This is a genomic window from Variovorax endophyticus, from assembly GCF_025376855.1.
Lineage (GTDB): Bacteria > Pseudomonadota > Gammaproteobacteria > Burkholderiales > Burkholderiaceae_C > Variovorax.
The window spans coordinates 20,698-47,476 of record NZ_JAHUTH010000004.1 but is presented as its reverse complement, the minus strand read 5'-3'; the positions used below and the strand labels follow the sequence as shown (position 1 = coordinate 47,476).

Sequence of the window (26,779 nt, the reverse complement as noted above, 5' to 3'; positions counted from 1 at the left end):
CGCCGGGCCTCAGCGCTCGCCGCCGTGCTCGGAGGCCAGCGGCGGTGCCACTTCCTCGAGCGGCTTGCGTTCCGCGTCGGCCGCATAGCGCAGCGCGAGCAGCCCGGCCACCACCACCAGCACCGAGGCCAGGCAGTAGCCGACCATCACCGCGCCGCGGCTGCCGGTCTCGATCAACAGGCCGAACAGCAGCGGCGCCGCGAAGCCGCCCGCGCCCATGCCGATGGCATAGAAGATCGCGATCGCCATCGCGCGCATCTCGAGCGGGAACACCTCGCTGACCGTGAGATAGGCCGAGCTCGCGGCGGCCGAGGCGAGGAAGAACACGGCCGACCAGCACAACGCCTGGCTGCGCGCATCGAGCCAGCCCTGCATGAAGGCCCAGCCGGTGAGGGCCAGCCCCACGCCCGCGAGCACATAGGTCAGCGCGATCATGCGGCGCCGGCCCACGCTGTCGAACAGCGGGCCCAGCAGCAGCGGCCCCAGCACGTTGCCGAGCGCGAACGGGAAGATGTAGAGCGCCACGCTGGCCTCGGGCACGGCGTAGAAGCGCGTCAGCACCAGCGCATAGGTGAAGAAGATCGCGTTGTAGAAGAAGGCCTGCGCGATCATCAAGGCGAGCGCGACCACGCTGCGCTGCCGGTAATGCTGCAGCAGCACGCGCGCCACCTGCCGCATCGGCGGGCTCTCGCGGCGCGCGGCCGTGTAGTCGACGTAACTGCGCGGCGCGGACAGCGGCCCGTGCTGCGCCGAGACTTCGGCCTCGATGGCGCCGACGATGCGCTCGGCCTCATCGGCGCGGCCGTGCGCAATCAGCCAGCGCGGGCTCTCGGGCACATGGCGGCGCACCAGCAGGATCGCCACCGCGAGCACCGCACCCAGGCCAAAGCCGGCGCGCCAGCCCCACACCGGACCGATCACGCGCGCGTCGAGCAGCACCAGGCTCAGCCCGGCGCCGAGCGCGGCGCCGATCCAGAAGCTGCCGTTGATCGCGAGGTTGACGCGGCCGCGCACGCGCGCGGGGATCAGCTCGTCGATGGCCGAGTTGATGGCCGCGTACTCGCCGCCGATGCCCAGCCCGGTGACGAAGCGGCACAGCGCGAAGAAGGCGAAGTCGGGAGAGAAGGCCGTGGCCAGCGTGCCCAGCGTGTAGACCACCAGCGTGACCAGGAACAGCTTCTTGCGTCCGAGCCGGTCGGTGAGCCGGCCGAACAGCAGCGCGCCGAGCACGGCGCCGGCCACGTAGATCGAGCCCGAGAGGCCGATCTCGCCGGCCGTGAGGCCGAGCGTGTCGGGCCGCTCGAGCACGGCGCCGATCGAGCCCACCAGGGTGACCTCGAGGCCGTCGAGCACCCAGGCCACGCCGAGGGCGATCACCACGCGCCAGTGCCAGCGCGACCAGGGCAGGCGGTCGAGGCGGGCGGGGATGTCGCTGCGCAGCGCCGTCATGTGCCCGATTATGGGAAGCGTGCCGTGCCCCGCGTTGTAGGACCGGCGCTGCAATGCGCCGGTGCCATGCGTTGTCCGTTCAGGCCGCGACGGCGGCCGATGCCTGCCGGATGCCCATGGCCTCGAGCGTCTCGGCGATGGCGGCGACCGCGCCCGGAATGCCCGCGTCGCCGAAGTGCCCCATGCAGCCCACGCGGAAGGTCTCCACTTGCGTGAGCTTGCCGGGGTAGAGGATGTAGCCGCGCTTCTTGACCTCGTTGTGGAAGGTCTTGAAGTCGTAGCGCGGATCGTCGGGCGCATGGAAGGTGACGATGATCGGCGCCTGGATGGCCGGGTCGAGGAAGGCGCGCAGGCCCAGCGCGGCCAGCCCGCTCACCAGCGCCTTGCAGTTGCGCGCATAGCGGCCGCCGCGCGCGGCCAGGCCGCCTTCCTCCAGGTACTGCGCGATCGCGGTGTCGAGCGCGGCCACCACGTGGGTGGGCGGCGTGAAGCGCCACTGCGTGGTCTTCTCCATGTAGACCCACTGGTCGTACAGGTCCAGGCTCAGCGAGGGGCTGTGGCCTTCGCATTGCTCGAGCGTGCTGCGCTTGACGATCACGAAGCCCATGCCCGGCACGCCCTCGAGGCACTTGCCCGAGGCCGCGACCACGGCATCGAACGGCGTCTTGCGCGCGTCGATCTCGAGCGCGCCGAAGGAGCTCATGGCATCGACGATCAGGCCGCGCCCGTGCTTCGCAACGACCAATGCGATCTCGTGCAGCGGGTTGAGCACGCCGGCGCCGGTTTCGCAGTGCACCACCGCGACATGGGTGATGCCGGGGTCGGCCGCGAGCGCGCGGTCCACGTCGGCGGGCGAGATCTGCTTCTCCTCGGTGTAGTCGATGGTGGTGAGCTTGCGGCCCAGCACCTTGCAGATCTTCGCGAGGCGCTGGCAGTAGGCGCCGTTGCTCGGCACCAGAACGTGGCCGTCGCGCGGCACCACGGTGCCGATGGCGGCCTCGACCGAGAAGGTGCCGCTGCCCTGCAGCGGAACGCATTCGTGCGTGCCCGTGCTGTGCACGATCTCCAGCACCTGGCGGCGGATGCGCGCGGTGATCTGGTTGAAGTCGCCGTCCCACGAACCCCAGTCGCGCAGCATCGCCTGGCGCGTGCGCTCGGACGTGGTCAGGGGGCCGGGGGTGAGCAGGATCGGATGCGGGGCTTGACTCATGGTGTCTCCAGGCAGGGAAGGGGAATGAGAGGGGGCCGTTCAGCCGCGGCCCAGGTTGCGCCAGGCCTGCGTGCGCGCGAGCAGCACGCGCGTGAGCAGCGCATAGGCGATGCACACCAGGGTCGAGGTGACCACGATCAGGCTGGCCAGCGCGGCGGCCGGGCCGATGTCGCCGGCGTCGTCCATGTGCATGATCGCGACCGACGCGAGGATGGTCTCGGGCGTGTAGAGGAAGATGGCGCACGACAGGCTGGCCATCGACACCACGAAGAAGTAGCGCCCGATGTCGAGGATGGCCGGCAGGCATACCGGCACCGTGACGCGCAGGAAGGTCTTGAAGAACGGCACCTTGAGCGAGGCCGAGACGGCTTCGAACTCGTTGTCGATCTGCTTGAGCGCGGTGACGGCCGTGAGGTGGCTCGAGGTGTAGTAGTGCACCACCATCGACACGATCAGGATCGCCATCGTCTGGTAGAGGAAGTTCAGCGGGTTGGCCGGATGGTTGAAGAACATCACGTAGCCCAGGCCCAGCACCAGGCCCGGCACCGCCATCGACAGCACGGCCATCAGGTGCATGCCCTTGCGCATCAGGCCGAGGCCGCGCGTCTTCTCGATCAGGTAGGCGCCCGTGAACACGATCAGCGAGCCGGCCACCGCGGTGGCCATGGCCACCAGCAGGCTGTTGCCGTAGGCCGCGGCCATGTCGCTCTCGACCAGCACGAAGTGGTAGTGCTTGAGCGTGAAGGTCTGGTCGTAGGGCCACAGCGCGATCAGCGAGGTGTAGACCGCCATGCCGATGGTGGCCAGCAGGAAGGCGCAGACCACCGTGCAGAACAGCGTGAGCAGCGTGTCGGCCACGCGCCTGCGCTTCGGGCTGTAGGGCACCGAGCGCGCCGTGAGCTGCGCCTTGAGCTTGCGCCGCACCACGTAGTCGATGACGAAGGAGACGATCGACGGCAGCAGCAGCAGCATGCCGACCACCGCGCCGATCGAGAAGTTGTGCTGCCCGACCACCTGCTTGAAGACGTCGACCGACAGCACGTTGAAGTTGCCGCCGATCACCTTGGGCGCGCCGAAGTCGCTGACCACGTAGGTGAAGACCACGGTGGCCGCGCTGATCAGGCCGTACTTGCACGAGGGCAGGGTGATGGTCATGAACTGCCGCAGCGGCCGCGTGCGCAGCGCGGTGGCGGCCTCGTAGAGCCGGCCGTCGGCCAGCGACAGGGCAGTGACCAGGATCATCAGCGCATGCGGGAAGGTGTTGTAGACCTCGGCCAGGATGATCCCGGGCGCGCCGTAGATCGAGGTGCCGCCCAGCAGGAACTTGAGCGCGCCCTGGTTGCCGAACCACTGCACGAACGAGATCGCCGACAGCAGCGAGGGCGCGAGCAGCGGGATCAGCGCGATGAGCCGGAACACGGCCTTCAGCGGTGCCGGCATGCGGCTGCGCGTGAGCGCATAGGCGAACACGAAGGCCGCGGGCACCGAGATCGCGACCACCGCGGCCGCGACCCAGACCGAGTTCCAGGCGGCGCGCAGCAGGCTCGGCGTCTGGAAGTAGGTGATGAAGTGGGCCAGACCGACGAAGCGGCCGTCCTTGTCCTGCACCGCGTGCGCAAGGATGGTGAGCAGCGGCGCGACCAGGAACACGAACAGCATCGCCATCACGACGCACAGCACGGCGCGCGCGATGGTCTCGTCGCGGCTCCAGCGCAGGGCGGGCCGCGTGCTCATGGCCGGCTTGGCGGCGAGGGGATGGGCCAGCGTGTTCATGGTTGCGTAGCGCGCGCGGCGGAGAAGGCGCGGATGCGGTTGGCGCGCAGCGCGATGTCGACCGTGTGGCCCTCGCGGATGCCCAGGTCGTGCAGCTGGTTGAGCGAGAAGTGCAGCCCGAGCGTCTGGCCGTGCAGCGCGTCGGCCGTCACCTCGGCGATGCACAGGCCGCCGAGGAACTCGACCTTGGTGACCATGGCGCGCAGCCGGTTGGCCGTGTCCTCGCGCAGGTGCTCGACCGCGCGGTCCTCGGGCCGCAGGTAGAGGTTGACCGCCTCGCCGGGCTCGAAGGCGCCGTCGCAGGCATCGCACTGCAGCTCCATGTCGCCCACTTGAAAGCGGTGGTTGCCCAGCGCCACCGAGCGCAGCACGTTGACCTTGCCGACGAAGTCCGCCACGAAGGGCGTGGCCGGCTGCTCGTAGACCTCCATCGGCGTGCCGACCTGCTCGATCACGCCGTGGTTCATCACCACGATGCGGTCGGCCATCGACAGCGCTTCTTCCTGGTCGTGCGTGACCATGATGGTAGTGATGCCGACCTGCTTCTGCAGCCGGCGGATCTCGCCGCGCAGGCGGATGCGCTCGAGCGCGTCGAGCGCCGACAGCGGCTCGTCGAGCAGCAGCAGGCCGGGCCGGGTGGCGAGCGCGCGCGCCAGGGCCACGCGCTGCTGCTGGCCGCCCGAGAGCTGGCTCGGGTACTTGGCGCCCGAGGTCGGCAGGCCGACCAGCTTGAGCAGCTCGTCGACGCGCGCCTTGACCTCGGCGCGCCGGGCGCGGCCGTTGACCAGGCCGTAGCCGATGTTCTCGGCGATCGTGAGGTTGGGAAACAGGGCGTAGGACTGGAACACGATGCCGTAGTCGCGTCGGTCGGGCGGCAGCCACGAGACGTCCTTGCCGTTCTGCAGGATCTGGCCCGCGGTCTGGGTCTCCAGCCCCGCGATGATGCGCAAGAGCGTGGTCTTGCCGCAGCCCGAGGGGCCGAGGAAGCACAGCATCTCGCCGGGGTTGACGCGCAGGTGCACGTCGCGCAGCGCGCTGAAGGTCTCGAAGTCCTTGCGGACCCCGATGACCTCGAGCGCCGCGGCGCCGCTCGCGGGCCGCCGGCCGGCCATGAACGGGGTGTCGGTCGTATCCATTGTTCGCACTCGTCGTTGGCGGACGCGGCGGGGCGCGTGTCCGCGGGTTGGAGGAAGACGGCAGGCGGGAGAGGCGGGGCGAGCTCTTACTTGGGTTCGGCCTTGCCCTCGTAGCGCTTGCTCCACTCGGCCAGGATGCGTTCGCGGTTCTTGGCGGCCCAGTTCAGGTCGTTCTTCGCGAGCAGCTTCTCGTAGTTGTCGGGAATGCCCTCGAGCTTCGAGACCACGCCGGGATAGGCCACCACGGCCCACCAGCGTGCGCTGATCTGGTTGGCCTCCTTGCTCGCCATCCAGTCGGCGAAGCGCCTGGCCTGCTCGAGCTTGGTGCTGGTCTTCATGAGGCTGGTGGCCTCGATGTCCCAGCCCAGGCCTTCCTTCGGGAAGATCAGGTCGACCGGGGCGCCCGACTTCTTGACCTGGTGGGCGCGGAACTCGAAGGAGATGCCGATCGGGAACTCGCCCGCGCCGGCCTGCTTGCAGGGCTTGGAGCCCGAGTGCACGTACTGCGCGATGTTCTGGTGCAGCGCGTCCATGTACTTCCAGCCCTCGGCCTCGCCCCACAGCTGCAGCCACGAGGAGACGTCGAGGTAGCCGGTGCCGCTGGAGGCCGGATGCGGCATCGAGATGGCGCCCTTGTAGACCGGCTTGGCGAGGTCCTTCCAGCTCTCGGGCTTGGGCAGGCCCAGCTTCTGCGCCTCGACCCGGTTGAAGCAGATGGTGGCGGCCCAGACGTCCATGCCGACCCAGGCCGGCGGGCGCGCGGCATCGGAGTAGGCGGGGTTCAGTTCCTTGAAGCCCTTGGGCTCGTAGGGCAGCAGCATGCCTTCCTGCTGCAGCAGCGCGAGGCTGCTGGCGGCCAGTCCGGCCACCACGTCGGCCTGCGGATTGGCTTTCTCGGCCAGCAGCTTGGCGGTGACGATGCCGGTGGAGTCGCGCACCCACTTCACCTCGATATCGGGATTGGCCTTCTCGAAGGCGTCCTTGTAGAGCTTCATGGCATCGGTCTCGAGCGCGGTGTAGACCAGGAGCGAGGTCTTCTGCGCCCAGGCGGCGCCACTGGTCGCGAGGCCGAGCGCCGCGGCGCACAGGACGGCCGCGAGACGGCGCGAGCTTGGTTTCATCGTCATCTGTTTCTCCTGAGAGGGCTTGCTGTCACGAAAGGGTGAGTGGCGGGCGTCCGGGGCCTGGCGGCCGGGATCCGGTGAAAGCAATGTAGATTGCCAACTTAAGACTGTCAATAAAAAATTGTTGACAGTTTTCAATTGAAGGCTGGAGAATGCGTTCCATGGTCACCAGCAATCCCTCCTCCGCCCTCGCGTTCCTCCAGTCCAGCTCGCTGCCGATGCTGATGCAGGAGGAGATCGAGCGATTGATCATGACGGGCGAGCTCCCGGTGGGCAGCCGCATCAACGAGAGCGAGCTCTCGCAGCGCTTCAACACCAGCCGCGGCCCGATCCGCGAGGCGCTGCGCGCGCTGGAGGAGGCGGGCCTGGTGCGCAACGAGAAGAACCGCGGCGTCTTCGTGCGCGAGATCGCGTTCGAGGAAGCGGACGAGATCTACGAGCTGCGCGAGGCACTGGAGGAAATCATCGGCCGCCGCGTGGCGCTGGCGATCAAGCCCGATGCCGTCGAGCGGCTGCGCGCCATGCTCGATGCCATGCGCTCGGCGGCCCAGGCGCAGGACGTGGAGCAGTACGCGCAGCTCAACCTGCAGTTCCACGAGATCCTGCTCGACACCGCGGGCAGCAGGAAGCTGACCGAGACCTACAAGCGCCTCGTGAAGGAGCTGCACCTGTTCCGCATGCGCGCGCTCGACAGCGGCGGCGGCCTGCGGGTCTCGGCCGACGAGCACCGCGACATCGTCGAGGCCATCGCCAGCGGCGACCCCGACATCGCGGGCCGCGCGCTGCGCCGGCATGTCGCGGGCAGCCGCGCGCGCATGCACAAGGCCTTCGGCCGCGCCGATGCCGAAGCCGCCACCACGAACAACCCACCAAAGGAAGTCTGAAATGACACCGGAGACCCTCGAAGTCAATGCCAGGAGTTATCGCTGGATGGCGCGCCCGATCGTGGTCGTGTGCGTGGACGGCTGCGAGCCGGCCTACCTCGACGCGGCCATCGCCGCCGGCGTGGCGCCGTACATCGGGCGCATGCGCAAGGAGGGCGCCGACCTGCTGGCCGACTGCGTCGTGCCGTCCTTCACCAACCCGAACAACCTGTCGATCGTGACCGGCGCGCCGCCCGCGGTGCACGGCATCTGCGGCAACTACTTCTTCGACCGCGAGCTGGGCCAGGAAGTGATGATGAACGACCCCAGGTACCTGCGCGCCGGCACCGTGCTGGCGGCCTTCGCCGACGCGGGTGCCAAGGTGGCGGTGGTCACGGCCAAGGACAAGCTGCGCAAGCTGCTGGGCCACCGCATGAAGGGCATCTGCTTCTCGTCCGAGAAGTCGGACCAGGTGACGATGGAGGAGAACGGCATCGACGACGTGCTCGGCATGGTCGGCATGCCGGTGCCCTCGGTCTACAGCGCCGAGCTCTCCGAGTTCGTGTTCGCGGCCGGCGTGAAGCTCATGGAGTCGCGCCGCCCCGACCTGATGTACCTCTCGACCACCGACTACGTGCAGCACAAGGCCGCGCCCGGCAGCGAACAGGCCAATGCCTTCTACGCGATGATGGACCGCTACCTCGCGCAGCTCGATGCGCTCGGCGCCACCATCGTGCTGACCGCCGACCACGGCATGAACGACAAGCACGGCGCCGACGGTTCGCCCAACGTCATCTACCTGCAGGACGTGCTCGACGGCTGGTACGGCGCCGGCACCGCGCGCGTGATCCTGCCGATCACCGATCCCTACGTGGTGCACCACGGCGCGCTCGGTTCCTTCGCCACCGTCTACGCGCCCGACGAGGCCAGCGTGCCGGGCTGGATCGAGCGCATCCGCCAGGTGCCGGGCATGGAGTCGGTGCTGTCGCGCAAGGAAGCGGCGCAGCGCTTCGAACTGCCCGCCGACCGCATCGGCGACATCGTGGTCGTGAGCGAGAAGAACACCGTGATCGGCACTGCGGCCAGCCGCCACGACCTGTCGGCGCTCGAGGTGCCGCTGCGCTCGCACGGCGGCGTGTCGGAGCAGCGCGTGCCGCTGATCTGCAACCGCCCGGTGGCGGGCATCGCCGCCGGCCGCCGCCTGCGCAACTTCGATGCGCTCGACATCGCGCTGAACCACGCCCAGTAACCGACCGCCGGAGCACCCATGAGCCAAGCCACGCCGAAGCCAGGCACCATCCACCGCGAAGCCCTGCGCATCGCCGGCGAGCGCGTCTACCGCGACCGCACGATCGAGGTCACCTATCCCTACACCGGCGAGGTGATCGCCACCGTGCCCAAGGCCACGCTCGACGACGTGCGCAACGCGCTGCGCATCGCGCGCGACTACAAGCCCACGCTCACGCGCTACGAGCGCTACAAGATCCTGATGCGCGCGGGCGAGATCATCGCCTCGCGCCTCGACGAGATCTCGCGCACCATCACGCTCGAATCGGGCCTGTCGCGCAAGGACTCGCTCTACGAGGTGGGCCGCGCCTCCGACGTGCTGCTGTTCGCGGCCAACCAGGCGCTGGTCGACGACGGCCAGGTGTTCTCGTGCGACCTCACGCACCACGGCAAGAGCCGCAAGGTCTACACGCTGCGCGAGCCGCTGCAGGGCGCGATCACGGCCATCACGCCGTTCAACCACCCGCTCAACCAGGTGATCCACAAGGTGGCGCCGGCCATCGCCACCAACAACCGCATCGTGCTCAAGCCCAGCGAGAAGACGCCGCTGGCGGCCTTCCTGCTGGCCGACATCCTCTACGAGGCCGGCCTGCCGCCGCCGATGCTGTCGGTGCTCACGGGCGACCCGCGCGAGATCGCCGACGAACTGCTGACCAATGCCGACGTCGACCTCGTCACCTTCACCGGCGGCGTGCCGATCGGCAAGTACATCGCGGCCAAGGCGGTCTACAAGCGCCAGATCCTCGAGCTCGGCGGCAACGACCCGATCATCGTGATGGACGATGCCGACATCGAGGAGGCGGCCACGCTCGCGGCCAGCGGCTCGTACAAGAACTCGGGCCAGCGCTGCACCGCGATCAAGCGCATGCTGGTGCACGAATCGGTGGCCGACCAGTTCGTCGAGCTGCTGGTGGCCAAGACCCGCGCATTGAAGTACGGCGACCCGATGGATCCCGACACCGACATGGGCACGGTGATCGACGAGGCCGCCGCGAAGCAGTTCGAGGGCGTGGTCAACGAGGCCATCGCGGCCGGCGCGAAGCTGCTGTACGGCAACGAGCGCCGCGGCGCGCTGTATTCGCCGACCGTGCTCGACCGCGTCGATCCCGGGATGACGGTGGCCAAGCACGAGACCTTCGGGCCCGTGTCGCCGGTGATCCGCTTCAAGACCATCGACGAGGCGATCCGCATCTCGAACGGCACGGCCTACGGCCTGTCGTCGTCGATCTGCACCAACCGGCTCGACCACATCACGCGCTTCATCCGCGAGCTCAACGTCGGCAGCGTCAACGTGCGCGAGGTGCCGGGCTACCGGCTCGAACTCACGCCCTTCGGCGGCATCAAGGACTCGGGCCTTGGCTACAAGGAAGGAGTGCTCGAGGCGATGAAGAGCTTCACCAACACCAAGACCTACTCGCTGCCCTGGTAACCATGAGCCTGAGCCTTCCCGACATCGTCGGCCTGTTCGAAACCAAGGGCCATGCCCAGTACGACGGCGAGCCCGTCACCCAGCTCGAGCATGCGCTGCAATCGGCGCACCTGGCCGAGCAGGAGGGGGCGGACAGCGCGCTGATCGCCGCCTCGCTGCTGCACGACCTGGGTCACCTGCTGCACGACTTCGGCGGCACGCCGACGCAGCAGGGGCTCGACGACCTGCACCAGTACCGCTGCCTGCCGTTCCTGCGCGCGCTGTTCGGCCCGGCCACGCTGGAGCCGATCCGGCTGCACGTCGATGCCAAGCGCTTCCTGTGCGCGCGCGAGCCCGGCTACCTCGAGGCGCTGTCGCCCGATTCGCAGCGCAGCCTGCAGCTGCAGGGCGGCGTGTTCGACTCGGCGCAGGCCAGTGCCTTCGAGGCGCTGCCCTACGCGAAGGACGCGGTGCGGCTGCGGCGCTGGGACGACACGGCCAAGTGCGCCGACGCGAAGACGCCGGACCTCGCGCATTACGTGCGGCACCTGGAGGCCGCGTTGAAGCCTACTGCCATCGCCGCATGAGCGCCGCGCCACCGGTCGTGCTGGCGCGCCGCCCGGCCACGCAGGAAGACGTTCCCTTCCTGCTCGCGCTGCGGCAGCGCACGATGAACGGCCACGTGGTGGCTTCGGGCGCCGAGGTCAGCGATGCGCACCACATGGCGCGGCTGATGCACCGCTTCGAATGCGCCGAGCTGCTGCTGCACGAGGGCGAGCCGGTCGGCCTGCTCAAGGTGTCGCGCGATCCGCACGAGTGGGTGCTGATCCAGATCCAGCTCGCGCCCGGCTATCAGGGCGGCGGCATCGGCACCGGGCTGCTGGCCGAGGTCGTCGTCGAGGCCGAGCGTGCCTGCGTGGACCTCACGCTCAGCGTGCTCAAGGCGAATCCGGCCCGCGCGCTCTACGCGCGCTTCGGCTTCGTCGTCGAGCGCGAGTCCGAGTTTTCCTACGAGATGCGGCGCAAGCCCTGACCCCTTCACGGAGCCGCCATGCGCCCCTTCTGGATCGAACAGGCTCTCTTCAACGACGGTGACCTCGCGCCCGCGCTGCAGGGCGAATGCGAGGCCGACCTCTGCATCGTCGGCGGCGGCTTCACCGGACTGTGGACCGCGATCCAGGCCAGGCAGCAGGCGCCCGCGCTCGACATCGTCATCCTCGAGAGCGACCTCTGCGGCGCCGGTGCGAGCGGGCGCAACGGCGGCTGCCTGCTCACCTGGTCGGCCAAGTTCCTGACCCTGCGCCGGCTGTTCGGCGAGGACGAGGCGGTGCGCCTGGTCAAGGCCTCGGAGGCGGCGGTGCAGCACATCGCCGACTTCTGCGCCGCCCACGGCATCGACGCCGAGCTGCGCCAGGACGGCACGCTCTACACCGCCACCTCGCCGGCCCAGGTCGGCACGCTCGATCCGATGATGCGCGCGCTCGAGGCGCGCGGCATCCATTCCTACCGCACCCTGCCGCCCGAGGAAGTGGCGCGGCGCTCGGGCTCGGCGCGCAACCTCGCGGGCGTGTATTCGCCGATCGCCGCCACCGTGCATCCGGGCAAGCTGGTGCGCGGGCTGCGGCGCGTGGCGCTGGCGATGGGCATCCGCATCCACGAGCGCACGCCGATGCTCGATTTCTCCACCGCCCATCCGGTCGTGGTGCGCACGCCGGCCGGCAGCGTGCGCGCGCAGAAGCTGGTGCTCGCGATGAATGCCTGGATGGCCAGCCGCTTCGCGCAGTTCGAGCGCACCATCGCCATCGTGTCGAGCGACATGGTGATCACCGAGCGCTGCCCCGAGCTGCTCGCGCGCAGCGGCCTGACCGACGGCGTGTCGGTGCTCGATTCGCGCACCTTCGTCTATTACTACCGCAGCACGGCCGATGGCCGCCTCATGCTGGGCAAGGGCGGCAACACCTTCGCCTGGGGCGGGCGCATGGCCAAGGTGTTCGACGAGCGCTCGCCCTACGAGGCCGAGCTCACGCAGGCGCTGCGTTCCTTCTTCCCGGCCCTGAGCGAAACGCCGATCACCGCGAGCTGGAACGGCCCGTCCGACCGCTCGGTCACGGGCTTCCCGTTCTTCGGCCGGCTCGATGGGGCGCCGCACATCTACTACGGCTTCGGCTACTCGGGCAACGGCGTCGGGCCGACCTACATGGGCGGGCAGATCCTGTCGTCGCTGGTGCTCGACCAGGACAACGCCTGGACGCGCAGCCCGATCACGAAGGGGCCGCTCGGTTACTTTCCGCCCGAGCCGGTGCGCTACGTGGGATCGATCGTGGTGCGCGACGCGATCCGGCGCAAGGAGCGGGCCGAGGACGAGAACCGCCAGCCGTGGCTGGTGGACCGCATGCTCAGCAAGCTCGCCAACGCCGCGGGCAAGGCCGACAAGGCCTGACCCGCGGCGGCGGGCCGGGCGGGCCCGCACGTCATGGCATCCGTCTATGATCCGCGCGCCGCATGGGAGCGGCAGGCATCACAACACGAAGACGAGGAGAAGGCATGACATATTTCAAGGCCGTGCGCCGCCGCACGTTCTGGCTGGGCGCGTTGCTGGCCGTCGCGAGTCTTGCCGGCTGCGGAACGCCGCCGACATACAAGCTTCGCCCCGTCACCGGCCAGTCGCCGGGGACTTTCTCGCTGGCCCATTCCAAGGCGGTCGAGGACGAGCGCCATGGGACGCGTCATCTGGATGCGGCCAAGAGCATCGTCTACTCCCAGAACTTCGGCGGTGGAGGCGCGGCCCTTGGCCTGCTGCTCGGCCCGTTGGGCGTGGCGGCCAACATCAGCATGATCGACAGCAACACCGAGGCGGACGCCGTGCGCCTGCGGGGCAAGCTGACGCTGGCGCCACGGGAGCTGTTCCTCGCGGCCGCGACGCAACAGGGCCTGGAGGTCGTGGACGATGCCGCGACCGGCGTGCCGGGCCGCACGCTGGCCACGCCCTACCTGTTCGTGAGCAAGACCGACAACGACCGCCTGCTGACCGCGGCGGCGGTGCGGCTGGAGTACGGGCAGGGCGCCGACCAGTGGTCGGGCGTCTACATGTACCAGCTGCCTTCGTCCTACCAGCTGGGCGACCTGGCCCGCCTCACGCCCGAGATGCAGGCCCGCCTGGGCACGGAGGCGGCCCAGGGCTTCTCGGCGCTCGCGGCCTTCATCGCGAAGGAAGCGCCGCAGCAGGAGGGCCAGGCCAAGGGCGGGACCGAGAAAGACTTCAGCTACAAGTCGGATCTGCTGACGCCCCGCATCGAGATCGAGATGAATGGCCGGTTCATCGCGCGGTCCGGCGACCTGATCTGGTTCAGGAGCTTCGGCGGCGTGTATGCCGTGCGCACCTCGAACATCAAGGTCATGTCGGGCGGAGTCTGATCAGTTGGTTTCCGCCAGCGCGTCGCCCAGCGCATTGATCATGCGATCGATCTCCGCCTTCTCCGAGATGAACGGCGGCGCGAGCTGGATGGTGTCGCCGCCGTAGCGCACGTAGAAGCCCTTCTTCCAGCAGTTCATCGCGATCTCGTAGGGACGGCGCGCCGGTTCGCCGGGCAGCGCGGCGATGGTGAGGCCGGCCGCGAGGCCGAAGTTGCGGATGTCGGCGACGTGCTTGCTGCCCTTGAGGCTGTGCACGGCGTTCTCGAAATGCGGCGCCAGCGCCTTCACGCGCGCGGGCATGTCTTCCTTCTGCAGCACGTCGAGCGCGGCGATGCCGGCGGCGCAGGCCACCGGGTGGGCCGAGTAGGTGTAGCCGTGCGGGAACTCGAGCATGTAGTCGGGGCCGCCCGCGGCCATGAAGGTGTCGTAGATCTCCTTGCTGGCGATCACGGCGCCCAGCGGCTGCGCGCCGTTGGTGATCTGCTTGGCGGCGTTCATGATGTCGGGCACCACGCCGAAGGCATCGGCGCCGGTGAGCGTGCCGCAGCGGCCGAAGCCGGTGATGACCTCGTCGAAGATCAGCAGGATGTTGTTGGCGGTGCAGATGTCGCGCAGGCGCTTGAGGTAGCCCTGCGGCGGGATCACCACGCCGGCCGAACCCGCGAAGGGCTCGACGATGACGGCCGCGATGTTCGAGGCGTCGTGCAGCGCGATCAGGTCGAGCAGGCGGTCGGCCAGCTCGGCGCCGTTCTCGGGCATGCCGCGCGTGAAGGCATTGGCCGCGAGCTGGGTGTGGGGCAGGTGGTCGGCCTCGACGCCCTGGCCGAACAGCTTGCGGTTGGCGCCGATGCCGCCGACCGAGATGCCGCCGAAGTTGACGCCGTGGTAGCCCTTCTCGCGGCCGATCAGCCGGGTCTTGCTCGCCTGGCCCTTGGCGCGCCAGTAGGCGCGCGCCATCTTGAGCGAGGTGTCGGCGGCCTCGGAGCCCGAGCCGGTGAAGAAGACGTAGTCGAGGCCGGCGGGCGTCAGTTCCTTGAGCCGGTTGGCGAGCTCGAAGGACAGCGGATGGCCGAACTGGAAGGCCGGCGAATAGTCGAGCTTGGCGATCTGGCGGCTCACCGCCTCGGTGATCTCGGGGCGGCCGTGGCCCAGGCCCGAGCACCACAGGCCCGAGAGGCCGTCGAAGATCTTGCGGCCTTCGTGGTCGGTGAAGTAGGCGCCCTTGGCCTCGACGATCAGGCGCGGGTCGGCCTTGAACTGGCGGTTGGCGGTGTAGGGCATCCAGTGCGCCTCGAGCCAGGCGGCATCGGTGCGCGGGGCCGGGTTGGCGAGGTCGGGCGTGGCGAGGGTCATGGGTGCGTCCAGGTTGGGTGGGAGAGGTGACGCGACTATTGTTGGCAAGCCGTTCAGTGTGGAGAATGGCGCAATATCAATGTTCACTTGACGATCCATGCAAGTAAAAGAAGGCGCCTCCACGGCCCGCAGCCGTGCCGTGCTGGGCCAGCTCAGCGACATGGACCTGCGCCTGCTCAAGGTGTTCAAGAGCGTGGTCGACTGCGGCGGCATGGCGGCCGCCGAGCTCGAGCTCAACATCGGCACCTCGACGGTGAGCCGCCACGTGAAGGACCTCGAGACCCGGCTCGGCCTGGTGCTGTGCCGGCGCGGCCGGGCCGGCTTCGCGCTCACGGCCGAGGGCCAGCGCGTCTACGACGAGACGCTGCGGCTGCTCGCTTCGGTCGACGCCTTCCGCGGCAGCATCGACGACATCCACAACCGCATGGGCGGCCAGCTCGAGGTGGCGCTGTTCGACAAGACCGCGACCAATCCGCAGGCGCGCATCGGCGAGGCGATCGCGCGCTTTGCCGAGGTGGCGCCCGAGGTCAGCCTGGCGGTGCACGTGGGTTCGATCAACGCGATCGAGCAGGGCGTGCTCGAGGGCCACTTCCAGATCGGCATCATCCCGGCGCACCGCAGCTCGAAGAGCCTGATCTACGAGGAGCTGTTCGGCGAGACCATGCTGCTGTACTGCGGCCGCGGCCATCCGCTCTTCGAGGCCAGCCATGCGAAGCTCACCTGGCCCAAGCTGCGCGAGCACCATTTCGCGGGCCTGGGCTACCACTCGCCCAACATGGAGCTGAGCCACCGCGCGCAGCTCTCGCGCAAGGCCACGGGCTTCGACCAGGAGGCGATCGCCACGCTGATCCTTTCAGGGCGCTTCCTGGGTTTCCTGCCCGACCACTATGCGCAGGTGTTCGAGCAGCGCGGGCTGATGCGCCCGGTGCTGCCCGAGCGCTTCCATTACGAATGCCGCTTCGTGAGCCTGCTGCGGCGTTCGCCGAAGCCTTCGCGCGCGGTGCTGGCGTTCCAGGCCTGCCTCACGGCGGCGCACCGCGGCAAGTAGGAGACGCGCTCAGCGCTGCGCGTTGGGCACGAGAAGATGCTTGGCGCCGATGTGCGCCTCCATCTCGTGCATGTGCTGCTCGGCGTCGACCATGTGCTCGCTCATCAGCCGCTGCACCGTCGCGGCGTCCTCCTTGCGGTAGGCCGCGAGCAGCTGCGTGTGGTAGTCGACGTTGGCCTCGCCGAAGTGGTGATGGTCGAGCGCCTTCTTGTAGACCACGAGGTCGCGCAGCAGGTCGTTGAGGAAGCGGCACATGAAGGACAGCACCGGGTTGGGGCAGGCCTCGGCCAGGATGGTGTGGAAGGCCAGCTCGGCCTCGCGCTGGATGCGCTGCTCGTCCTCGGAGGCCGGTTCCTTTGTGCACAGGCGCACGTTTTCTTCGAGCCGCTCGAACATCTCGGGCGTGAGCCGGCCCACCACGCTGACCGCGAGCTCGGGTTCGAGCGCCTTGCGCAGCTGGTAGATGTGGTGGCCGTCGAGGTGGTGGAAGTGCAGGAAGTTGCGCAGCGGCTCGGACGCATGCTCGACCGACACCTGCTGCAGGTAGGCGCCGCCGCCGGGCCCGGTGCGGATCGAGATCAGGCCGCTGACCTCGAGCGCCTTGAGCGCCTCGCGCACCGTGCTCTTCGAATAGCCGAACAGCTCTATCAGTTCCTTCTCGTTCGGCAGCCGGTCGCCGGGCTGCTTGCGCTCGGCCACGATCCAGCGTTTCACGTCCTCGACGATGACGTCCGAGAGCTTTTGTCGCTTCGGGCGGTGTTGCCCCACTGTCATGCCCACGCTCGATGTCCCTCGGGAGATGCGCGGAATGCGCAACAGCGCGCGATCTTACCCAGCGGTACTGGGTGCATCGGCGTGGTACACGCGGGCGGGGCGAGGGGGCCGCGAAGTCGGTGGTTTTTGGGCACGAGGATTGCTAGCGGGTTTTTACCAGCATATTAATCCTATTTATCCGCTTAAATTCGCCGCGACCGCGGACGCCCATCCCCTCCACCCTCACCACGACGGAGTTCCTCTTGCAACGCAGACACCTTCTCCAACTGGCCGCCCTGTCGGCCGCTCCCGCTTCCCTGCTGGCCGGCCGTTCGGCTTTCGCGCAATCGGCCGAGGCGATCCGCTTCGGTTGCCCGGTGCCGATGTCGGGCGCCTTCGCGGCCAACGGCAAGTTCGCCGACCTCGGCATGAAGCTGGCGATCGAGCAGTACGGCAGCGTGCTCAAGCGTCCGCTGGCCTACACGGTGCTCGACACCGAGGGCAAGCCCGCGACCGCGGTGCGCAAGGTGCAGGAAGCCTCGCAGCAGCAGGGCGCGAAGTTCTTCGCGGGCGGCATCCTGTCGTCGGAAGCGCTGGCCATGGGCAAGGAGGCCGAGAAGGCCGGCGGCCTGTTCATCACCACCGCGGGCGCCGACGAGATCACCGGCAAGGACTGCAACCCCGCCACCTTCCGCTGGTCGGTACCCACCTTCGGCGCCATCGAGCAGACGGTGCGCCCGCTGGTCGCGCAGATGCCCAAGGCCAAGCGCTGGTACACGATCACGCCGCAGTACGTGTTCGGCGACGGCCTCCTGAGCGCGGCCAAGGCCATCTTCCAGGAGAAGGGCATCGAGCACGTGGGCAACAGCTACCACTCGCTCAACGAGAAGGAGTTCAGCGGCTACCTCACCAACGCGATGGCCGCCAAGCCCGACGTGCTGCTGCTGCTGAACTTCGGCGCGCAGTCCTCGGCCGCGCTGCGCCAGGCGGTGAGCTTCGGCATGCACAAGAACATGACGATCCTGATGGCCTGGGCCTCGGGGCTCGAGCAGTTCGACGAGCTCGGTGCCGACCTCTGCGACGGCGTGTACTTCGGCGCGCAGTACTGGCACACGGTGGATACGCCGCTCAACAAGGAGCTGGTGAAGCGCACCGCCGACAAGCTCAAGATCGTGCCCAACTACAGCCTCGCGGGCTCGTACATCTGCACCAAGATCCTGATCGACGGCATCGTGAAGGCCGGCACGGTCGACCAGAAGGCCGTGATCGCGGCGCTCGAGGGCATGAAGTTCGACGGCCTCACGGGCAGCGAGGAGATCCGCAAGGCCGACCACCAGGTGGTGAAGGACTACTACCTGCTCAAGGGCAAGGCCAAGTCGAAGATGAAGGACGCGGCCGACTACGTCGAGGTGGTGAGCTCCGGCAAGTCCTTCCTGCCGGTCGACAAGACGGGCTGCAAGCTGGCCTGAGTCACGCCGGTTCCGCGATCTCGTCCGTGCCACCGCGGTGGCGCGGCGGGGCGCGGTCCGCCCGCACGCTCCATTCCCCACACCCATGTCCGTCTACCTGCTCCAGACCATCAACGGCATCGGCATCGGCATGCTGTATTTCCTGCTGGCCGTCGGCCTGTCGATCGTGTTCGGCCTGCTGCGCTTCGTGAACTTCGCGCATGGCGCCTTCTACCTGCTGGGCGCCTACCTGTGCTTCCAGGCGCTGCAGTGGGGCCTGAACTTCTGGGCCGCGCTGGTGCTGGTGCCGCTGGCCGTCGGCGCGCTCGGCTGGCTGGCCGAGAAGCTGCTGCTGCGCCGCGTGTACGCGAAGGCGCATGAATTCCACATCCTCGTCACCGTGGGCCTGGCGCTCGCGGTGCAGGAGATCGTGATCGTCTTCTGGGGCCCGCTGGGCAACAGCGTGCCCACGCCCGACCTGCTGCAGGGCGTGGTGATGTGGGGCAGCTTCATCTATCCGAAGTACCGGCTGTTCGTGATCGGCTTCACCGCCGTGCTCGCGGTGCTGCTGTGGTGGGTGCTCGAGGGCACGCGCCTGGGCAGCGCGGTGCGCGCGGGCAGCGAGTCGACCGAGATGGTCTCGCTGCTCGGCATCAACGTGTTCCGCGTCTTCAGCCTGGTGTTCGCGCTCGGCGCGGCCACGGCGGCGCTGGCCGGCGTGCTGGCCGCGCCGATCCGCGGCGCCGAGCCCTTCATGGGCGTGGAGGCGCTCGGCGTGGCCTTCGTGGTGGTGGTGATCGGCGGGCTCGGCAGCTTCGGCGGCGCGCTGGTCGGCGGCCTGCTGATCGGCATCGTGCAGAGCCTGATGAGCACCCTGTGGCCGCCCGGTGCGAGCCTGATGATCTACATCGCGATGGCGGCCGTGCTGCTGCTGCGCCCGCATGGCCTGCTCGGCCGCAGAGGATGAACGCCATGCCCAGAAAAATCACTTTCCTGCTGGCCCTGGCCGTCACGCTGGCGCTGCCGTTGTTCATGCGCTCGGGCTCGCTCGCGAGCGAGGTGCTGATCTACGCGCTCGCCGCGCTCGGCTGCAACCTGCTCTTGGGCTACACGGGCCTGCTGTCCTTCGGCCAGGGCATCTTCTTCGGCCTGGGCAGCTACACCATCGCGATCCTGCTCACGCGGCTTTCGCTGCCGATGCCGCTGGCGCTGCTCGCGGCCATCGGCATGGGCGCGCTCGGCGCGGCGCTGGTCGGCTGGGTCGCGATCCGCCAGCGCGGCACCTACTTCGTGATGCTCACGCTGGCCTTCGCGCAGATGTTCTATTTCGTGGCCTACACCGCCTCGGGCCTGACCGGTGGCGACAATGGCCTGCTCGACGTGCCGCGCCCGGCCTTCATGGACACGCCGTGGAAGTACTACGCCTTCGTGGCCGTGATGTTCCTGATCGCCTTCGGCCTGCTGCTGCGCGTGACCGACTCGGTGTTCGGCCGCACGCTGCTGGCGATCCGCGACAACGGCGACCGCGCCGCCGCGGTGGGCTACGACCTGCGGCGCTTCAAGCTGCTGGCCTTCGTGATCTCGGGCGCCGTCACCGGCCTCGCGGGCGGACTGCACGCCATGATGACCGGCATCGCGCCGCTGTCGAACGCCGAGTACCACACGAGCGAGATGATCCTGGTCATCACCGTGATCGGCGGCACCGGCAACCTGTTCGCCTCGGTGCTGGGCTCGGCCTTCTACGTGCTGCTGGCCGACTGGCTCTCCACGCTGTGGCCGCGCTGGCTGCTGCTGCTGGGGCTGCTGCTGATCGGCGTGAGCATCGGCATGCAGCGCGGTCTCTGGGGGCTGGGCGAGAGCGCCTGGCGACGCATCTTCGGGAAGGGCGCGCAAGGCGCCGGCGCCTCCGCCGCGCAGGGAGAGAAAGCATGAGCGACGTCCTCATCGAAGCCGTCGGCGTCACCAAGCACTACGGCAAGTTCGCCGCGCTCGGCGGCGTCGACCTCCAGATCCGCCGCAACACCGTGCACTCGGTGATCGGCCCGAACGGCGCGGGCAAGACCACGCTGTTCCACATGCTCACGGGCACCGGCACCACCACCGGCGGGCGCATCCTGTTCGACGGCCACGACGTGACGCGCGAGCCCGACCACCGCCGCGTGCAGCGCGGCATGGCGCGCTCGTTCCAGGTCACGAGCCTGTTCGGCAGCCTCGCGGTGCGCGAGAACCTGCGCGTGGCGGCGCAGGGCATCGCGCCGCGCCAGGCCATGAACTGCTGGCGCGCGCCGGTCGGCGAGATGGCCTGCAAGGCGATCGTGGACGAAGTGCTGCAGCGCGTGGGCCTCGAGCGCTTCGCCCACGTGCCGGCGGCCGAGCTCTCGCATGGCCAGCAGCGGCGGCTCGAGGTCGGCATGGCGCTGGCCGCGCGGCCGAAGGCGATCTTCCTCGACGAGCCGACCTCGGGCATGGGCATCGACGACCTCGACGACATGAAGCAGCTGATCCGCGGCCTGCGCGAGGAGCACACCGTGGTGCTGATCGAACACAACATGAACATCGTGATGGACATCTCCGACACCGTGACCGTGATGCAGCTGGGCCGCGTGCTGGCCGAGGGGCTGCCGGGCGACATCCGCGCCGATGCGCGCGTGCGCAGCGCCTACCTCGGCAACATGATCACGGGAGGCAAGGCATGAGCACGACCCCCATCCTCGAGGTCGAGGGCCTGCATGCGCACTACGGCAAGAGCCACGTGCTGCAGGGCGTGTCGCTGCGCGTGGGCGAGGCCGAGCTGGTGACGCTTTTGGGCCGCAACGGCGCGGGCAAGTCGACCACGCTCAAGAGCATCGCGGGCGCGGTCACGCCCACGGCCGGGCGCGTGCGCTTCCAGGGCGCCGACATCGCGGGCCAGCCCGCGCACCGCATCGCCGCGCGCGGCGTCTGCCTGGTGCCCGAGCACCGCGGCATCTTCAAGCTGCTGACGGTCGAGGAGAACCTGCTGCTCGGCCAGCGGCGCGAGTCGCCGTGGCAGCTCGACGACATCTACCGCATCTTTCCGCGCCTGAAGGAGCGACGCCGCAACGGCGGCGGCCAGCTCTCGGGCGGCGAGCAGCAGATGCTGGCGATCGGCCGCGCGCTGATGAACCACCCGCGCCTCCTGATCCTCGACGAGCCGGTCGAGGGCCTGGCGCCGGTGATCGTGGAGGAGATCGTCGCGCAGCTCCAGACCATCAAGGCCGCGGGCGTCGCGATCCTGCTGGTGGAACAGAACCTCGAGGTCTGCGTGCAACTCGCCGATCGCCACTACATCGTCGAGCAGGGCCGGATCGTGCACGAGGCCGGCAATGCCGCCTTCATGGCCGATCACGACGTGAAAGACCGCTACCTGGGCGTGGGCCTCGCCTGAGGCGCCCCCATCGATTCAAAGAAAACCATGACACCACACACCGAACTGCGTATCGACGGCCAGCGCCTCTGGCGCTCGCTGATGGAACTGGCGCGCCTGGGCGCCACCGAGAAGGGCGGCGTCTGCCGCATCGCGCTGACCGAACTCGACCGCCAGGGCCGCGACCTGTTCGTGCGCTGGGCGCGCGAGGCGGGCTGCGAGGTGCGCGTCGACGCCATCGGCAACATCTTCGCGCGCCGCGCCGGCCGCAACGCCGCGCTGCCGCCGGTCACCACCGGCAGCCACATCGACACCCAGCCCACGGGCGGCAAGTTCGATGGCAACTACGGCGTGCTGGCCGGACTGGAAGTGATCCGCTGCCTCAACGACGCGGGCGTGCAGACCGAGGCGCCGATCGAGGTGGCCGTGTGGACCAACGAGGAGGGCTCGCGCTTCGTGCCCGTGATGATGGGCTCGGGCGTGTTCGCCGATGCCTTCACGCTCGAGCATGCGCTCGCGCAGCGCGACACCGAGGGCGTGAGCGTGGCCGAGGCGCTCGCGGCCATCGGCTACGCGGGCAGCGTGCCGGCCTCGGCGGCTTCGTCGCCGGTCGGCGCCTACTTCGAGGCGCACATCGAGCAGGGCCCGGTGCTCGAGGCGCACGAGCGCGTCATCGGCGTGGTCGAGGGCGCGCTGGGCCAGCGCTGGTACGACGTGGTGCTGCAGGGCATGGAGGCGCATGCCGGTCCCACGCCGATGGAGCTGCGCAAGGACGCGCTGCTCGCGGCCGCCGAACTGGTGACCGAGGTCAACCGCATCGCGCTGGCCCATGCGCCGCACGGGCGCGGCACGGTCGGCTGGATCGATGCCTATCCGAACTCGCGCAACGTGATCCCGGGCCGCGTGAAGCTCAGCGTGGACCTGCGCGCGGCCGACGACGTGGTGCTGTCGGCGATGGACGCCGCGCTCAAGGCCGCGGTGCAGCGCATCGCGGGCACGTCGAAGGTGGAGGCGACGCTCGAGCAGGTCGTGTACTTCCCGCCGCAGCCCTTCACGCCGGCGCTGGTGTCGGCGGTGCGCGAAGCGGCCGAGGCGCAGGGCCTGGACTGGATGAACGTGATCAGCGGCGCCGGCCACGACGCGGTGTACCTGGCGCGCGTGTGCCCCGCGGCGATGATCTTCGTGCCCTGCCGCGACGGCATCAGCCACAACGAGATCGAGGACGCGCAGCCCGATCATCTCGAGGCCGGCTGCAATGTGTTGCTGCAGGCGATGCTCCGCAGCGCCGGGGTGGCCGCATGAAGGTGCTGATCGCGCGTCTCAACCACGAGACCAACACCTTCTCGCCCGTGCCCACGCCGCTCGCGGCCTTCGGGCCCGACGGCCCGACCTTCGGCGCGCAGGCCTACCGCGACAACAAGGGCATGCGCACCGCGATGTCGGCCTTCATCGACCTGGCCGAGGCGGCCGGCGCCGAGCTGGTCACGCCGGTGTCGGCCTCGGCCAACCCGAGCGGGCCGGTCGATGCGCGTGCCTACGACGCGCTCACGCAACGCATCGTCGATGCGGCGCCGGGCTGCGACGCGATCCTGCTCGACCTGCATGGCGCGATGGTGGCCCACAACAGCGCGGACGGCGAGGGCGACCTGCTGCTGCGGCTGCGCGCGGCCGCGCCCGGCGTGCCGATCGGCGTGGCGCTCGACCTGCATGCCAACGTCACGCCCGCGATGGTGGAGAACGCCGACGTGATCGTCGGCTTCAAGACCTATCCGCACGTCGACATGTACGAGACCGGTGAACACGCGGGCCGGCTGCTGCTCGACCTGCTGGCGGGGCGCGGGCGGCCCGCGATGCGCTGGCATTCGCTGCCGCTGATGGCCCACACGCTGCGCAGCGCCTCCTACACCGGCGCGATGCAGCGCGCCATCGACGCCGCGCGCGCGGCCGAGGCCTCGGGCGAATCGCTCGCGGTGTCGATCCTCGCGGGCTTCTCGCTGTCGGACATCGAGGCGCCGTGCATGAGCGTGATCGTGGTCGACGCGCAGTCGGGCGAGCGCGCGCAGGCCACGGCCGACCGCATCGCGGCGCAGATGTGGAACGAGCGCGAGGCCTTCGTCTACGACAGCGAGCCGCTGGCCGACTCGGTCGCGCGCGCGAAGCAGCTGGCCGAAGGCGCCGAGCGTCCGGTGCTGCTGCTCGACCATGGCGACAACTGCATGTCGGGCGGCAGCTGCGACACCATAGACGTGCTGCAGGAGGCGCTGGCCCAGGGGCTCGAGGGCATCGGCGTCGGGCCGCTGTGCGATCCCGAGGCGGTGGCCGAACTGGTCGCGGCGGGCGAGGGCGCAACTGCGACGGTGGCGCTGGGCAACAAGGTCTCGCTGGCCGGCATCGGCCGCGAGAGCGCGCCGGTCCGGCTCACGGGCATCGTGCGCACGATCTGCGACGGTGAGTACGTCATCACCGGCCCGACCTACACCGGCCAGCGCGCCAGCATGGGCCGCACGGTGCTGTTCGACATCGGCGCCGCGCGCATCGTGGTCACCGAGCGCACGCAGGAGCCGTGGGACATCGGCGTGTTCGCATGCACGGGGCTCGATCCGCGCCGCGAGCGCTTCCTGCTGCTGAAGTCGCGCATGTACTGCCGGCCGGTGTTCGAGCCGCTCGCGGCCGCGCTGGTGGAGTGCGACAGCCGCGGCGTGACCAGTTCGGACTACGGACTGTTCCCGTTCGGCAAGGTGCGGCGGCCGGTGTTTCCGCTCGACCCGATCTGAAGGCTTTCATGACCTCCCACGTCATGGACCCCGAGCGCCGCTGAAACGACCATTCCTTCACCCCGCAACGTCGCGGGATTCAACGAAAGGAATCGTCGCCATGAACACCGCCGCCCACGACCCCGCCGCCATCGCCCAGGGCTATATCGCCGTCTGGAACGAGACCGATCCCGCGCGCCGCGCCGCGCTGCTCGAAGCCGGCTGGTCGGCCGACGCGCAGTACGTCGACCCGCTCATGCAGGGCAGCGGCCATGCGCAGATCAGCGCGCTGGTCGGCGCCGTGCACCAGCGCTACCCGGGCTTCCGCTTCAACCTGCTGGGCAAGGCCGACGCGCACGGCGACCATGTGCGCTTCTCGTGGACGCTCGGGCCGAGCGGCGCCGAGGACCTGATCCAGGGCACCGACTTCGTGCGGCTGGACGCGGGCAAGCTGCGCTCGGTGACCGGCTTTCTCGACAAGGTGCCGGTCGGCGCCTGAGTCAGTCCGCGGTGCCGGTGCCGCGCCCGCGCCAGAGCTTGCGGTAGACGGTGGCGCGGCTGATGCCCAGCGCGCGCGCCGCCTCGGCCACGTTGCCGCGGGCATCGGCCACGGCCTTGCGGATCAGCGCGGTTTCCACGTCGCGCAGCCGCGGTCGCGGCTCGGGCGCGGCGGCGCCGTGGCTGCTGCCGTCGCCGCGCTGGGGCCGCACCTGCACCCGCAGGCCCGACCACAGCGGCACCTCGAGCACCGCGTCGCCGCGCCGCGCGGCATCGAACAGCATGTCGAGCGGCAGCGCGAACAGGTCGTTGCAATGCAGGCCGCCCTGGCTGCGCGCCAGCGGCTGGTGCAGCATTTGCCGCGCCGCAGCATTGGCGCCCGTGACGTTGCCGCCGCCGTCGATGCACAGCAGGCCCTCGGCCGCCTCGCTGGTGGCGCAGCCGGGCCAGGCCAGGCGCAGCAGCATCGCACAGGGCGCGCGCAGCACCAGGGCGTTCTCGATGCTGCGCGCCGACAGGGTCGCGAGGTGGCGCAGCTCGGGCCGCTCGGCCACCTGCACGCCGGTCAGGTCGAGCATGCCGATGCAGTCGCCCTGGGGACCGAACAGCGGCGCGCCGGCGCAGCTGTAGACGCTGGTGTCGTCGAAGAAATGCTCGCCGCCGTGCAGCCAGACCGACTCCTGCTCGGCCAGCGCGGTGCCGATCGCGCTGGTGCCGATGGCGCGCTCCGACAGGTCGACGCCGATGCGCCCGATGTTGCGCGCATAGCGGCTCGCGTCGTCGGTGCCGTCGGGCAGCACGCCGAGGTCGACCACGATGCCCTCGGCATCGGTGAGCACGGCGAAATAGCGGGTGTCGGCGATGGCGCGCGACAGGCGTTCGATCACCGGACGCGCGGCCGACACCAGGGCGCGGTTGCGCTCCATCACCTCGCGCTGGACGCCGCGGCTCACGGGCTCGAAGCTCACGCGCTGCTGCGGCTGCTGGCCGGCCTCGATGCAGCGCTGCCACGAGCGGGCGATCCAGGGTTCGATGCGGCTGCCGGGCGGAACGCGGAGATCGGCGGCATCGCCATGGATCAGGGCCTGTCGGGCCTGGGCGATGGCCAGCGAGCGCTCGGGTGTCGGCAGGGCGTTGGAAGCGAGCATCTTGTTTGCGGGGCGCGTGGGACGCCCGTTTTGGGGACCTGCCGAACGGCAAGCTGTTTCATTTTGAGAATTTCAGGCCCCCGGCGCAAGCGTCGAGGGTTTTGCCTAGGATAGTGCAGGGGGTCGGCATCCAAGATGCCCACGGGGCCCGCCCATGCCGCCACGCCGCAGCGTGGGTGCGGGCCTGTCAGCCATCACCCTTCACGGAGACAGCCACATGCAGGTAGCCCTCAAGGTCAACGGCCGCTCGGTCACCGTCGACGCGCCACCCAACACCCTCCTCGTGCACGCGATCCGCGAGCACCTCCACCTCACCGGCACCCACGTCGGCTGCGACACCGCCCAGTGCGGCGCCTGCACCGTCCACGTCGACGGCCGCGCCGTCAAATCGTGCAACATCCTGGCGGCCCAGGTGGCCGGCGCCGAGATCACCACCATCGAGGGCGTGGCCCAGCCCGACGGCACCATGCACCCGATGCAGGCCGCGTTCAAGGAATGCCACGGCCTGCAATGCGGCTTCTGTACCCCGGGGATGGTCATGAGCGCCATCGACCTGTGCACCCACCACCCCAAGTCGAGCGAATCCGAGATCCGCGAGCTGCTCGACGGCAACCTGTGCCGCTGTACCGGCTACCAGAACATCGTCAAGGCCGTGCAGATGGGCGGCGAGGCCATGGCCTCGGGCAAGCCGGTTCCGGTCCAGGCCACGGCCGCGGCCTGAGGAGAGCG

25 protein-coding genes are annotated in these 26,779 nt (G+C 69.4%); 17 read left to right on the top strand and 8 right to left on the bottom strand.

What is annotated here, in order from left to right:
• Positions 1-9: 9 nt before the first annotated feature.
• From KV106_RS06720 to KV106_RS06700, 5 genes are all read right to left on the bottom strand, one after another.
• Positions 10-1,449 (bottom strand): MFS transporter, encoded by a 1,440-nt coding sequence (locus tag KV106_RS06720; RefSeq protein WP_261207894.1) that lies wholly within the window; start codon positions 1,447-1,449, stop codon positions 10-12.
• Positions 1,450-1,528: 79 nt separating this feature from the next.
• Positions 1,529-2,659 carry a 2-aminoethylphosphonate--pyruvate transaminase gene (locus KV106_RS06715; protein ID WP_261207876.1) on the bottom strand — a complete coding sequence of 377 codons (1,131 nt, stop codon included), beginning with the start codon at positions 2,657-2,659 and terminating at the stop codon, positions 1,529-1,531.
• 39 nt (positions 2,660-2,698) lie between these two features.
• Positions 2,699-4,432 carry a putative 2-aminoethylphosphonate ABC transporter permease subunit gene (locus KV106_RS06710; protein WP_261207874.1) on the bottom strand — a complete coding sequence of 578 codons (1,734 nt, stop codon included), beginning with the start codon at positions 4,430-4,432 and terminating at the stop codon, positions 2,699-2,701.
• Complete coding sequence (locus KV106_RS06705) at positions 4,429-5,568, bottom strand: putative 2-aminoethylphosphonate ABC transporter ATP-binding protein (protein ID WP_261207872.1); 1,140 nt, start codon at positions 5,566-5,568, stop codon at positions 4,429-4,431. Before KV106_RS06705 ends, KV106_RS06710 begins: the two co-directional genes overlap by 4 nt.
• Positions 5,569-5,654: 86 nt before the next feature.
• The gene (locus KV106_RS06700; protein ID WP_261207870.1) at positions 5,655-6,695 is read right to left on the bottom strand and encodes a putative 2-aminoethylphosphonate ABC transporter substrate-binding protein; all 1,041 of its coding nucleotides are present in this window, start codon (positions 6,693-6,695) and stop codon (positions 5,655-5,657) included.
• Positions 6,696-6,853: 158 nt separating this feature from the next.
• Between KV106_RS06700 and KV106_RS06695 the strand changes: the two genes are divergently transcribed.
• From KV106_RS06695 to KV106_RS06665, 7 genes are all read left to right on the top strand, one after another.
• Complete coding sequence (locus KV106_RS06695; protein ID WP_261207860.1) at positions 6,854-7,576, top strand: phosphonate utilization associated transcriptional regulator; 723 nt, start codon at positions 6,854-6,856, stop codon at positions 7,574-7,576.
• Position 7,577: 1 nt separating this feature from the next.
• On the top strand, positions 7,578-8,804 hold the full coding sequence (gene phnA / locus KV106_RS06690; RefSeq protein WP_261207858.1) for a phosphonoacetate hydrolase: 1,227 nt from the start codon (positions 7,578-7,580) through the stop codon (positions 8,802-8,804).
• A gap of 18 nt (positions 8,805-8,822) precedes the next feature.
• Positions 8,823-10,271 carry a phosphonoacetaldehyde dehydrogenase gene (phnY, locus tag KV106_RS06685; protein WP_261207848.1) on the top strand — a complete coding sequence of 483 codons (1,449 nt, stop codon included), beginning with the start codon at positions 8,823-8,825 and terminating at the stop codon, positions 10,269-10,271.
• A gap of 2 nt (positions 10,272-10,273) precedes the next feature.
• Positions 10,274-10,837: a phosphonate degradation HD-domain oxygenase gene (locus KV106_RS06680; protein ID WP_093349162.1), complete on the top strand. Its 564-nt coding sequence runs from the start codon at positions 10,274-10,276 to the stop codon at positions 10,835-10,837.
• Complete coding sequence (locus KV106_RS06675; RefSeq protein ID WP_261207827.1) at positions 10,834-11,283, top strand: GNAT family N-acetyltransferase; 450 nt, start codon at positions 10,834-10,836, stop codon at positions 11,281-11,283. The genes KV106_RS06680 and KV106_RS06675 overlap by 4 nt, the downstream gene beginning before the upstream one ends.
• Positions 11,284-11,301: 18 nt before the next feature.
• Entirely contained in the window at positions 11,302-12,690 is a 1,389-nt protein-coding gene (locus tag KV106_RS06670) for an FAD-dependent oxidoreductase (protein WP_261207819.1), read from the top strand.
• Positions 12,691-12,794: 104 nt separating this feature from the next.
• Entirely contained in the window at positions 12,795-13,664 is an 870-nt protein-coding gene (locus KV106_RS06665) for a hypothetical protein (protein WP_261207811.1), read from the top strand.
• On the opposite strand, the gene aptA is transcribed toward KV106_RS06665, so the two are convergent.
• Positions 13,665-15,017, bottom strand: a complete 1,353-nt coding sequence (aptA, locus tag KV106_RS06660; RefSeq protein ID WP_261207796.1) for an omega-aminotransferase AptA — start codon at positions 15,015-15,017, stop codon at positions 13,665-13,667.
• A 97-nt stretch (positions 15,018-15,114) separates the two neighbouring features.
• Between aptA and KV106_RS06655 the strand changes: the two genes are divergently transcribed.
• On the top strand, positions 15,115-16,065 hold the full coding sequence (locus KV106_RS06655) for a LysR family transcriptional regulator (RefSeq protein ID WP_057589568.1): 951 nt from the start codon (positions 15,115-15,117) through the stop codon (positions 16,063-16,065).
• A 9-nt stretch (positions 16,066-16,074) separates the two neighbouring features.
• Here the strand turns inward: KV106_RS06655 and KV106_RS06650 are convergent, their stop codons facing one another.
• Positions 16,075-16,839, bottom strand: a complete 765-nt coding sequence (locus KV106_RS06650; RefSeq protein ID WP_057589569.1) for a FadR/GntR family transcriptional regulator — start codon at positions 16,837-16,839, stop codon at positions 16,075-16,077.
• Between the two features lie 242 nt (positions 16,840-17,081).
• On the opposite strand from KV106_RS06650, the gene KV106_RS06645 reads away from it, so the two are divergent.
• The 8 genes from KV106_RS06645 to KV106_RS06610 all read left to right on the top strand — a co-directional run bounded on the left by KV106_RS06645 (position 17,082) and on the right by KV106_RS06610 (position 24,903).
• Positions 17,082-18,287 carry an ABC transporter substrate-binding protein gene (locus tag KV106_RS06645; RefSeq protein ID WP_057589570.1) on the top strand — a complete coding sequence of 402 codons (1,206 nt, stop codon included), beginning with the start codon at positions 17,082-17,084 and terminating at the stop codon, positions 18,285-18,287.
• Between the two features lie 85 nt (positions 18,288-18,372).
• Positions 18,373-19,233 (top strand): branched-chain amino acid ABC transporter permease, encoded by an 861-nt coding sequence (locus KV106_RS06640; RefSeq protein ID WP_057589571.1) that lies wholly within the window; start codon positions 18,373-18,375, stop codon positions 19,231-19,233.
• 5 nt (positions 19,234-19,238) lie between these two features.
• Positions 19,239-20,198, top strand: coding sequence for a branched-chain amino acid ABC transporter permease (locus tag KV106_RS06635; RefSeq protein WP_209541158.1), 960 nt, complete (start codon positions 19,239-19,241; stop codon positions 20,196-20,198).
• The gene (locus KV106_RS06630; RefSeq protein WP_261207742.1) at positions 20,195-20,962 is read left to right on the top strand and encodes an ABC transporter ATP-binding protein; all 768 of its coding nucleotides are present in this window, start codon (positions 20,195-20,197) and stop codon (positions 20,960-20,962) included. Before KV106_RS06635 ends, KV106_RS06630 begins: the two co-directional genes overlap by 4 nt.
• Positions 20,959-21,672 carry an ABC transporter ATP-binding protein gene (locus KV106_RS06625; RefSeq protein ID WP_261207739.1) on the top strand — a complete coding sequence of 238 codons (714 nt, stop codon included), beginning with the start codon at positions 20,959-20,961 and terminating at the stop codon, positions 21,670-21,672. Before KV106_RS06630 ends, KV106_RS06625 begins: the two co-directional genes overlap by 4 nt.
• A gap of 27 nt (positions 21,673-21,699) precedes the next feature.
• The gene (locus KV106_RS06620; RefSeq protein WP_261207723.1) at positions 21,700-22,953 is read left to right on the top strand and encodes a Zn-dependent hydrolase; all 1,254 of its coding nucleotides are present in this window, start codon (positions 21,700-21,702) and stop codon (positions 22,951-22,953) included.
• The gene (locus KV106_RS06615) at positions 22,950-24,425 is read left to right on the top strand and encodes a M81 family metallopeptidase (protein WP_261207721.1); all 1,476 of its coding nucleotides are present in this window, start codon (positions 22,950-22,952) and stop codon (positions 24,423-24,425) included. Before KV106_RS06620 ends, KV106_RS06615 begins: the two co-directional genes overlap by 4 nt.
• A gap of 100 nt (positions 24,426-24,525) precedes the next feature.
• Positions 24,526-24,903 carry a nuclear transport factor 2 family protein gene (locus KV106_RS06610; protein ID WP_057589576.1) on the top strand — a complete coding sequence of 126 codons (378 nt, stop codon included), beginning with the start codon at positions 24,526-24,528 and terminating at the stop codon, positions 24,901-24,903.
• Between the two features lies 1 nt (position 24,904).
• Here KV106_RS06610 and KV106_RS06605 read toward each other — a convergent pair whose 3' ends face one another.
• Positions 24,905-26,050, bottom strand: coding sequence for a helix-turn-helix domain-containing protein (locus KV106_RS06605; RefSeq protein ID WP_057589577.1), 1,146 nt, complete (start codon positions 26,048-26,050; stop codon positions 24,905-24,907).
• Between the two features lie 217 nt (positions 26,051-26,267).
• Here KV106_RS06605 and KV106_RS06600 point away from each other — a divergent pair, with 217 nt between their 5' ends.
• The gene (locus KV106_RS06600) at positions 26,268-26,771 is read left to right on the top strand and encodes a (2Fe-2S)-binding protein (RefSeq protein ID WP_057589578.1); all 504 of its coding nucleotides are present in this window, start codon (positions 26,268-26,270) and stop codon (positions 26,769-26,771) included.
• Positions 26,772-26,779: the final 8 nt, after the last annotated feature.